Origin of the sequence: Streptomyces sp. NPDC020597 (assembly GCF_044335095.1) — a bacterium.
Lineage (GTDB): Bacteria > Actinomycetota > Actinomycetes > Streptomycetales > Streptomycetaceae > Streptomyces.
In genome coordinates this window covers 263,305-273,253 of record NZ_JBIRUL010000011.1, presented here as the reverse complement: position 1 = coordinate 273,253, position 9,949 = coordinate 263,305, and the positions used below count along the sequence as shown (strand labels likewise).

Here is a 9,949-nt window from a genome sequence, read left to right as displayed (position 1 = left end):
CCGACGTACGCGTCGTCGTCATCGACTGCACCGACACCGGGGCGTCTCCGCCCACCGCCACGGAGCCGACCTGGATCTGCCGGCTCCTGCGGCGCTCGGCGATCTTGGTCGGGACGGACGGCATGCCGAGAGAAATCGCAGTCATCTGCTGTGCAACCCCAAGTCGTGGATCAAGGCTCAGGTCCCGTCTTCAGGCGGGTTCCAGGCTTCGAGATTACGGCACTGCCCGGGGCGGGAGCACTCACCCACCTCGAATCCACTCGGCGGGGGGCCTCCATGGCCGTCAAACCCACTCGATGGAGGAGGCCCGGCGCCGAAGTGGCGCCGGGCCGTGTCGAACCGCGGACGAGGGAGGTGGCCCGGGCCCGCGCTAGGAGATCTTCACCGGGTTCACGACGTCTGCGATCAGGACCAGGATCGTGAAGCAGATGAAGACGCCCGCCACGACGTAGGCCACCGGCATCAGCTTCGCCACGTCGAAGGGGCCCGGGTCGGGCCTGCGCAGCAGCTTCGCCAGGTTGCGGCGCAGCGACTCCCACAGGGCGCCCGCGATGTGCCCGCCGTCCAGGGGCAGCAGGGGGAGCATGTTGAACAGGAACAGGGAGAGGTTGAAGCCGGCGACCAGCATCACGGCCATCGCGAGCTGCTGCGAGGCCGGGATGTCGAGGGTGAAGATCTCGCCGCCGACCCGGGCCGCGCCGACCACGCCCATGGGCGAGTCGGGCTCGCGGGGCGCGCCGTCGAAGGCCGCGTTCCACAGGGCGGGGATCTTGCCGGGGAGGGCGGCGATGGAGTCGACGGCCTCGCCCACGCGGTCGGTCATCCAGGACACCGAGTCGCCGAAGTCCTGCTGGACGACGCCGGTGGCCGCGCTGAAGCCGAGGAAGCCGGCCTTGACGTACTCGCCCTGGACGTAGGCCCCGCTGGAGTCCTTCTTGGCGACCTGGTTGGTGGCGATCTTCGTGTGCAGGGTCAGCTCCTGGCCCTTGCGGTCGACGACGATGGCCACGTCCTTGCCGGCGCTGACCCGGATGAGGTCGGACAGCTTGTCCCAGTCGTCCGTCCTCTGTCCTGCGAAGGAGACGATCTTGTCCCCCGGCTTCATTCCGGCGGCCGCGGCCGGGGAGGCCGGGTCGGTCGGCTTGCACGCGTCGCGGTTCTCGCTCTGCGAGATGACGCACGGGGAGACCGAGCTGACGGTGGTGGTCTGCTGCTGGATGCCGAAGCCCATCAGAACGGTGAGGAAGAGACCCACCGCGAGCACCAGGTTCATGAAGGGGCCCGCGAACATCACGATGACGCGTTTCCAGGGCTTGCGCGTGTAGAACATGCGCGTCTCGTCGCCCGGCTGCAGTTCCTCGTACGCGGCCGAGCGGGCGTCCTCGATCATGCCGCGCCAGGGGGAGGTGGAGCGGGCGGTCACCCGGCCGTCCTCACCGGGCGGGAACATGCCGATCATGCGGATGTAGCCGCCGAACGGGATGGCCTTGAATCCGTACTCGGTCTCGCCCTTTCTGCGGGAGAACAGGGTGGGGCCGAAGCCGACCATGTACTGCGGCACCCGGATGCCGAAGAGTTTGGCCGTGGAGAGGTGGCCCAGCTCGTGCCAGGCGATCGAGAACAGCAGGCCGACCGCGAAGACGACTATGCCGAGGATCATCATCAGGGCTGTCATGCACGCGCCTCCGCGGTAGCCGTCAGTTCTTGTGTCCGGGCCCGGGCCCAGGTCTCCGCCTCGAGGACGTCCGACACGGTGAGGGAAGTTCCCGTCGCCGGCGTGCCGTGCTCCTCCACGACCCGGGTGACGGTCTCCATGATCCCGTTGAACGGGAGCGCGCCCTTGCGGAAGGCCTCCACGCACTCCTCGTTTGCGGCATTGAACACCGCCGGAGCCGTGCCCGCGAGCTCGCCCACGTGCCGGGCCAGGTTCACCGAGGGGAACGCCTCGTCGTCGAGCGGGAAGAACTCCCAGGTCGACGCGGTGCTCCAGTCGAAGGCCGGTGCCGCGTCGGGGACGCGCTGCGGCCAGCCGAGGCCGATGGCGATGGGCCCGCGCATGTCGGGGGGCGTCGCCTGGGCCAGTGTCGATCCGTCCGTGAACTCAACCATCGAGTGGACATACGACTGCGGGTGCACGACCACCTCAATGCGGGAGAAGGGAATGTCGTAGAGGAGGTGCGCCTCGATGACTTCCAGGCCCTTGTTGACGAGGGTCGCGGAGTTGATCGTGATCACCGGGCCCATGGACCAGGTGGGGTGGGCGAGGGCGTCCTCGACCGTGACGTTCGCCAGCTGCGCCTTGGTGCGGCCGCGGAAGGGCCCTCCGGAGGCGGTGACGACCAGTTTGCGGACGTCGGCCCGGGCGCCGCCGGCCAGGGCCTGGAAGAGGGCCGCGTGCTCGGAGTCCACCGGGATGATCTGGCCGGGCTTCGCGAGCGCCTTGACCAGTGGGCCGCCGACGATGAGCGACTCCTTGTTGGCGAGCGCGAGGGTGCGGCCCGCCTCCAGGGCGGCGAGGGTGGGCGCGAGACCGATGGAGCCCGTGATGCCGTTGAGGACGGTGTGGCAGTCGGAGGCGGCGAGCCGGGTGGCCGCGTCGGGTCCGGCCAGGATCTCGGGCAGCGGCTCTCCCGCGCCGTACTCGGCGGTGAGCGCCTCGCGCAGGGCCGGCACGACGTCCTCGCGGGCCACCGCGACGGTCCGCACCCGCAGCAGCCGGGCCTGTTCGGCGAGGAGGGCGACCCGGCCGCCGTTGGCGGACAGGCCCGTCACCCGGAACCGGTCCGGGTTGCGCAGCACGAGGTCGATGGCCTGGGTGCCGATCGAGCCGGTGGAGCCGAGGACCACCACGTCCTTGGGACCGTCGCCCACGACGGGGTCGTAGACGAGGTGCGGGTCGGCGAGAGGGCTTGGACTGTCGCTCATCCCCCCATTGTCGCCGCACCGTGCGCGCGCCAGGACAGGGTGTCCCCCCAAGGAGGACACCCTGCGCACCGGTGTACGACGACTCACCCGATCGAGCGGTGGACGTTCTCCCGTTCGCTCGGTCCCGGGGCCGCCTCGGCGATCCACGGGCCGTCCCCGGACGGGTCGACGATGCCCTGCTCCAGCCACTCGTAGGAGCCCGCCATGACGCCCTTGACGACCTTGCGGTCCAGGTCGTCGGTGTTGCTCCACAGGCGGCCGAAGAGCTCGTCGACGCGCAGCCGGGACTGGCGGCAGAAGGCGTCGGCGAGCTGGTAGGCCTCGCGGCCGTGCTCACCGCGCGAGCGCAGCAGCTCGGCGCGCACGCAGGCCGCGCTCATCGCGAAGAGCTCCGCGCCGATGTCCACGATCCGGCCGAGGAAGCCCTGCTTGGTCTCCATCCGGCCCTGCCAGCGGGACATGGCGTAGAACGTGGAGCGGGCGAGCTTGCGGGCGTGCCGCTCCACGTGCCGCAGATGCGGGGCGAGGTCGACGCCCGCGTGCTTGAACTCGCCGTACGAGGACGGCAGCTGCCCCGGTCCCGCGACCAGCTTGGGCAGCCACTTGGCGTAGAAGACGCCGGCGCCCGCGCCCGCCTTCGCCTTCTCCTGGAGGGACTTGTCGGGGTCGATGAGGTCGCCGGCGACCGTGAGGTGGGCGTCGACGGCCTCGCGGGCGATGAGGAGGTGCATGATCTCCGTCGAGCCCTCGAAGATGCGGTTGATCCGCAGGTCCCGCAGGACCTGTTCGGCGGGGACCGCCCGCTCGCCGCGGGCGGCGAGGGACGCGGCCGTCTCGAAACCGCGGCCGCCGCGGATCTGAACCAGCTCGTCGGCCATCCGCCAGCCCATCTCGGAGGCGATGAGCTTGGCCAGCGCGCCCTCGATGCGGATGTCGTTGCGGTCCTCGTCGGCCATCTGAGAGGACAGGTCGAGGACGGCCTCCAGGGCGAAGGTCGTCGCCGCGATGAAGCTGATCTTCGCGCCGACCGCCTCGTGCTGGGCGATGGGCTTGCCCCACTGCTCGCGGGCGGCCGACCACTCACGGGCGATCTTCAGGCTCCACTTGCCGGCGGCCACACAGGACGCGGGCAGCGAGAGACGGCCGGTGTTGAGGGTGGTCAGGGCGATCTTGAGGCCCGCGCCCTCGGGGCCGATGCGGTTCGCGGCCGGGACGCGGACCTGGTGGAAGCGGGTGACGCCGTTCTCGATGCCGCGCAGGCCCATGAAGGAGTTGCGGTTCTCGACGGTGATGCCGGGTGAGTCGCTCTCCACCACGAAGGCGGTGATGCCGCCCTTGTGGCCCTCGCTCCTGGGCACCCGGGCCATCACCACCAGCAGGTCGGCGACCACGCCGTTGGTCGTCCACAGCTTCACGCCGTCGAGGACATAGTCTCCCCCGTCGTCGGGCACCGCGCTCGTGGCCAGGCGCGCCGGGTCGGAGCCGACGTCCGGCTCGGTGAGGAGGAAGGCGCTGATGTCGGTGGTGGCGCAGCGGGGCAGGAACTTCTGCTTCTGCTCGGGGGTGCCGAACATCTTCAGCGGCTGCGGTACGCCGATCGACTGGTGCGCCGACAGGAGCACGCCGATCGCGGGGCTGGCCGAACCGATCAGGGCCAGCGCTTTGTTGTAGTAGACCTGGGTCAGGCCGAGGCCGCCGTACTTGGGGTCGATCTTCATGCCGAGGGCGCCGAGCTCCTTGAGTCCGGCGATCACCTCGTCGGGGATCCGGGCCTCGCGCTCGATGCGGGCCGCGTCCACCTGCGTGTCGCAGAAGGCACGGAGCTTGGCCAGGAACGCCTCCCCGCGCCGGACGGCCTCGGCGGAGGGCACCGGGTGAGGGTGGATGAGGTCGAGCCGGAAGCGGCCCAGGAACAGTTCCTTGGCGAAGCTGGGCTTGCGCCAGTCCTGTTCCCGCGCGGCCTCGGCGACCTGGCGGGCCTCACGTTCGGTGACGGTGGGTTTCTTGAGGGGTGGTGCGGACATGAGGCTCACCTCGCCGCGAATCGGGATCTCGGACCACATTGGTTACCGATCGGTGCTACCCGATCGTTGGTACCCGATCCGGGCCGAGGTGGCCACCCCGCGTGCGCGCGTCCGGCCGGCTTCAGCCCCCGGGCGCCCGCCGGTCGCGAGCGGCCCGCACCCCGGCGGGGCCCGGCCCGTCACGGTCCACGGGTGCGCCCCACAGGTCATCCCCGAGCACCGTCCACCGCGTCGGGCGGCGTGCGCCGAACGGGTGTGCCCGAATCCCGCGAGGGGTTCCCGTACTGTTCCTTCCCATTCCGGCGCAACTCCGTGTCGAAGCGCTTCGACAACCTATGGACACCCATCCCCTGTGGGGCTACTGTCGAACCACTCTCACCCGCCCTTGTTCGCAATGCGCACTGTCGAAGCGCTTCACAAAGCTTGGAGAGCTGGATGGTCACCCTCGCCGAGGTCGCCCAGCACGCCGGAGTCTCGGCGAGCACGGTGAGCTATGTCCTCAGTGGCAAGCGGTCCATCTCGACGACGACCAGGCAGCGCGTCGAACAGAGCATCCGCGAACTGGGCTACCACCCGAACGCGGGCGCCCGCGCACTGGCCAGCAGCCGGTCCAACATCATCGCGCTGATGATCCCGCTGCGCACCGACATCTACGTGCCGGTGATGATGGAGATCGCCATCGCGGTGGCCACCACGGCGCGCACGTACGGCTACGACGTCCTGCTGCTGACCGGCGAGGAGGGGCCCGACGCCGTCCGCCGCGTCACCGGCAGCGGGCTCGCCGACGCGATGATCCTGATGGACGTCGAGCTGGACGACGAGCGGCTGCCGCTGCTGCGCTCCACCGACCAGCCCTCCGTGCTGATCGGGCTGCCCGCCGACACCTCCGGCCTGACCTGCGTCGACCTGGACTTCGCGGCGACCGGCGCGCTGTGCGTGGAGCACCTGGCGACGCTGGGGCACCGCGACATCGCGGTCATCGGCGAGGCGCCCGCGGTCTACGAACGGCACACCGGCTTCGCCGAACGCACCCTCGACGGCCTCCGGCGCCGGGCCGGCGAGCTGGGCCGGCGGCTGCTGCACCGCCCGTGCGAGGGCGGGTACGACGCGATGGCCGTGACGCTGGCCCGGGTCCTCGACGAGCGGCCGGGCACCACCGGCTTCGTCGTGCAGAACGAGTCGGCGGTCGAGCCGCTGCTCGCGCTGCTGCGGCAGCAGGGCCGGGCCGTCCCGGAGGACGTGTCGGTGGTGGCGATCTGCCCCGACCAGGTCGCCGTGCAGGCGTCCGTGCGGCTGACCTCGGTCGCCATCCCCGCCCAGGAGATGGGCCGGCACGCCGTGGAACGCCTCGTCGCCAAGTTGGAGGGGCGCGGGGGCGACGAAGTCGTGCTCATCGCGCCCGAGCTGACGGTCCGGGCGAGCACCGGACCGGCGCCCTCCGGGGCCTGACCCCGCACCCCTGCCGGCCCCCGCCCCCGCCCGGTCCTCGCCCGCCGTCCCTGTCCTCGCCCGCCGTCCCTCGGCCTCCGCCCGGCGTCCCTCGGCGTCCCGCCGGGGCGCCCCCGTGCCCGCATCCCCTGTTTCACTCCTGTCTGCACTCCTTCAAGGAGCACTCCACGTGAACCAGCCTGCCGAAAACCAGCCCCAGGTCAGCCTCGCGCAGTCGTCGCCCACGGTCGGCACCTTCCGGGAGCGCGACGGCGCGCTGGAGTGGAGCGGCCGCCAGGAGACCCTGCGGATCGAGCCGTGGGGCCCGGACGCCGTCCGGGTGCGCGCCCGGCTCGGCGGACCGATCCTCGAGGGGCTGCCGGGCGCCCTGCTGGACGAGCCGCCCGCCGCCGAGAGCAGCGTCAAGACCGTCGCCGGGGAGGGGCTGCTGACGGTCGGCGCGCTCACCGTCGAGGTGAGCGGCGAGGGTCTGATCCGCTTCCTGCGCACCGACGACCGCAGCGAGATCCTGGCCGAGGAGCGCGCCCACTTCTGGTGGCCGGGCTCGCGCCTCTACACGGCCGTCGGCAACGGCCACCACCGTCTCGAGCAGCGGTTCGCCGCCTACGACGACGAGCGTCTGTACGGCCTCGGCCAGCACCAGCACGGCCGCCTCGACCAGAAGGGCCTGGTCCTGGACCTCGTCCAGCGCAACGCCGAGGTGGGCATCCCGGTGCTCACCTCGAACCGCGGTTACACGCTGTTGTGGAACAACCCGGCGATCGGCCGCGTCGAACTGGCCGGCAACGGCACCCGCTGGGTCGCGGACTCCGCCCGGCAGATCGACTACTGGATCACGGCCGGCGCCCCTGCGGACGGCCAGCGCCGCTACAGCGCGGTCACCGGCCGCACCCCGATGCTGCCGGAGTGGGCGGCGGGCTTCTGGCAGTGCAAGCTGCGCTATCGCACGCAGGACGAACTCCTCGAGGTGGCCCGGGAGTACAAGCGCCGGGGGCTGCCGCTCGACGCCATCGTCTGCGACTTCTTCCACTGGACGCACCTCGGCGACTGGAAGTTCGACCCGGCCGAGTGGCCCGACCCGGCGGCGATGGTCCGCGAGCTCGAGGAGCTGGGGGTCAAGCTGGTGGTGAGCGTGTGGCCGTCGGTGTCGCCGCTGAGCGAGAACCACCAGGTGCTGGAGCAGCGCGGCTACTTCATCGGCACCCAGTACGGTCCGATGGCGCACGCGGACTGGCCCGACAAGGGGGTCGCGTCGACGGTCCAGGTGGCGTTCTACGACGCGACCAACCCCGGCGCCCGGGACTTCCTGTGGTCGAGGATCCGGGACAACTACCTCGCCCCCTACGGCATCACGGCCTTCTGGCTGGACGCCTGCGAGCCGGAGCTGAAGCCCGGTTTCCCGGAGAACCTGCGCTACTGGGCGGGTCCGGGTCTGGAGGTGGGCAACATGTACCCGGCCGAGAACTCCCGCACGTTCTACGAGGGGCTGCGCGCGGCCGGCGAGGAGGAGATCGTCACCCTCAACCGCTCAGCCTGGGCCGGCAGTCAGCGCTACGGCGCAGCCCTGTGGTCCGGTGACATCGGGACCGACTTCCCGACGCTGCGCCGGCAGATCGCGGCCGGCCTCAACACCGCGCTGTCGGGCATCCCGTGGTGGAACACCGACATCGGCGGCTTCCACGGCGGCGACCCGGACGACCCGGCGTACCGGGAGGTGATGGTCCGCTGGTTCCAGTTCGGCGCGGTGTCCCCGCTGATGCGCCTGCACGGCTTCCGCGACCCGGGGACGCCGCTCGGCCCCGACATGACCGGCGGCCCGAACGAGGTGTGGTCGTACGGCGAGGAGGCGGGCGCGATCCTGGAGGCCTACCTGCGCCTGCGCGAGCGGCTCAGGCCGTACGTGCTCCAGGTCATGCGGGAGGCGCACGAGGAGGGCCTGCCGCCCATGCGGCCGCTGTTCCTGGAGTTCCCCGACGACCGGGCGGCCTGGTCGGTGGACGACGCCTACCTCTTCGGCCGGGACCTGCTCGTCGCGCCGGTGCTGGAGGCGGGCGCGACGACCCGCACGGTCCACCTCCCGGCCGGCGCGGTCTGGACGGACGCGTGGACGGGCGGGACGTACGAGGGCGGGGCGACGGTGACGGTCGACGCCCCGCTGGACCGCCTCCCCCTGTTTCTGCGGGACGGGGCCCGGCTGCCGGTGGCCGAGTAGCACCGGTACGTCCGAACTCCCTTGTGGCAAAAGGAGGTTGGTGGGGTAGGGGGCTGGCGTCCGCTGCCCCGCGCCTCCCGCTGCCCCACGAAAGGGTGTTCCCCCGTGTCCTCATCCCCGCTCGCCCTCACGGTGGCCGACCTGCTGTTGCGGCCCGGCTTCGCCTCCCGTCGCACGCCCGACCGTGTCTTCGACCGGCTCTCGGGCACGGCCCGCCCGGCGGACGGGGACGAGGAGTTCACGGAGGAGTTCCGGCTCCTGCTGCGCCACTGGGCCGAGGACGAGAACCTCACGCCGGTGGGCTGGTGGTCGGCGCAGGGCCACGTCCGGCGGCATCTGGCCAACCGCGCCCGCATCCGGAGGCTGATCGCCGAGCACCCCGCGATCGAGCGGGAGCCGATCGAGCGGCCGGTGTTCGTGGTGGGCCTGCCGCGCACCGCGACGACGCTCACCCACGGTGTGCTCTCCCTGTCCGGGCAGCACCGATGTCCCCTGCTGTGGGAGCTGCTGACACCGGACCTGGAGGGCTCCCCCCGCACGCGCCGCAGGGCGGTCACCGCGGCGCGCCTCATGGTCGGCGCCTTCGATCTGTTCGCGCCGCGCTACCGCGACATCCACCCGCTGGAGGCCGAGGGGCCCGAGGAGTGCACGTTCGCCCTCCCGCACACCGTCATGCCGCTGTCCCAGGCCCGTGTCCCCGCCTACCGGGCGGCGCTGGAGGAGCGGGACTTCGCCCCCGACTACGCCTACCTCAAGCAGGTCTACCAGGTGCTCCAGTACGGCCGCCCCCGCCGCCGCTGGGTGCTGAAGTCACCCCTGCACACCGGGAACCTCGACGCGCTGCTCTCCGTCTTCCCCGACGCCACGCTGGTGTGGACGCACCGGGATCCGGCCGCCGTCGTGGCCTCGTTCTGCAGTCTGATCGAGCACGGCATGGCGATCACCGCGCGCCCGCTCGACCTGCACGAGCTGGGCGCCACCTGGCTCGGGCTGCTGAGCCGGTCCGTGGACCGCGGTCTCGCGTCCCGTGCCGCCGTCCCGCGCGAGGCCCTGGTGGACGTCCCGTACTCCTGGCTGGGCTCCGACCCGGCCACCGGAGCGCCCAAGCTCTACGACGCCGTGGGCGCCCGCTGGACCGACGCCGACGCCGCACGCCTCCCCCGGATCGCCGCCCGCCCCAAGGGCAGCCGGCCGCACAGTTACGACCTGGCCCGTTACGGTCTCACCCGGGCCGACGTCGACGCCGCGTTCGCCGACTACGACGCGCTGCGCGCCGCCGTCGACCGGGCCTGACGCACGGCGGGGACCGGCCCCGCGGAGTGCGCGGAGCCGGCCCCGC

6 protein-coding genes and 1 pseudogene are annotated in these 9,949 nt (G+C 71.8%); 3 read left to right on the top strand and 4 right to left on the bottom strand.

What is annotated here, in order from left to right:
• From ACH4ZA_RS21635 to ACH4ZA_RS21620, 4 genes and pseudogenes are all read right to left on the bottom strand, one after another.
• A pseudogene (locus ACH4ZA_RS21635) lies at positions 1-145 on the bottom strand (4-hydroxy-3-methylbut-2-en-1-yl diphosphate synthase); the annotation flags it as partial.
• A 225-nt stretch (positions 146-370) separates the two neighbouring features.
• The gene (locus tag ACH4ZA_RS21630; RefSeq protein ID WP_319280418.1) at positions 371-1,675 is read right to left on the bottom strand and encodes a site-2 protease family protein; all 1,305 of its coding nucleotides are present in this window, start codon (positions 1,673-1,675) and stop codon (positions 371-373) included.
• A complete protein-coding gene (gene dxr, locus ACH4ZA_RS21625; protein ID WP_319280416.1) occupies positions 1,672-2,925 on the bottom strand; it encodes a 1-deoxy-D-xylulose-5-phosphate reductoisomerase in 1,254 nt (417 codons plus the stop codon). The genes ACH4ZA_RS21630 and dxr overlap by 4 nt, the downstream gene beginning before the upstream one ends.
• Positions 2,926-3,008: 83 nt before the next feature.
• Positions 3,009-4,949, bottom strand: a complete 1,941-nt coding sequence (locus tag ACH4ZA_RS21620; protein ID WP_319280413.1) for an acyl-CoA dehydrogenase family protein — start codon at positions 4,947-4,949, stop codon at positions 3,009-3,011.
• Positions 4,950-5,384: 435 nt separating this feature from the next.
• Here ACH4ZA_RS21620 and ACH4ZA_RS21615 point away from each other — a divergent pair, with 435 nt between their 5' ends.
• From ACH4ZA_RS21615 to ACH4ZA_RS21605, 3 genes are all read left to right on the top strand, one after another.
• Positions 5,385-6,398, top strand: coding sequence for a LacI family DNA-binding transcriptional regulator (locus tag ACH4ZA_RS21615; protein WP_319280411.1), 1,014 nt, complete (start codon positions 5,385-5,387; stop codon positions 6,396-6,398).
• 169 nt (positions 6,399-6,567) lie between these two features.
• Entirely contained in the window at positions 6,568-8,610 is a 2,043-nt protein-coding gene (locus ACH4ZA_RS21610; protein ID WP_398430990.1) for a TIM-barrel domain-containing protein, read from the top strand.
• Between the two features lie 105 nt (positions 8,611-8,715).
• Complete coding sequence (locus ACH4ZA_RS21605; protein ID WP_398430988.1) at positions 8,716-9,903, top strand: sulfotransferase family protein; 1,188 nt, start codon at positions 8,716-8,718, stop codon at positions 9,901-9,903.
• The last annotated feature ends 46 nt before the right edge of the window (positions 9,904-9,949 follow it).

Bases quoted from the DNA above. Each gene is read 5' to 3' on its own strand.
- ACH4ZA_RS21615 (WP_319280411.1), top strand. From the start codon at position 5,385: ATGGTCACCCTCGCCGAGGTCGCCCAGCACGCCGGAGTCTCGGCGAGC.
- ACH4ZA_RS21620 (WP_319280413.1), bottom strand. From the start codon at position 4,949: ATGTCCGCACCACCCCTCAAGAAACCCACCGTCACCGAACGTGAGGCC.
- dxr (WP_319280416.1), bottom strand. From the start codon at position 2,925: ATGAGCGACAGTCCAAGCCCTCTCGCCGACCCGCACCTCGTCTACGAC.
- ACH4ZA_RS21630 (WP_319280418.1), bottom strand. From the start codon at position 1,675: ATGACAGCCCTGATGATGATCCTCGGCATAGTCGTCTTCGCGGTCGGC.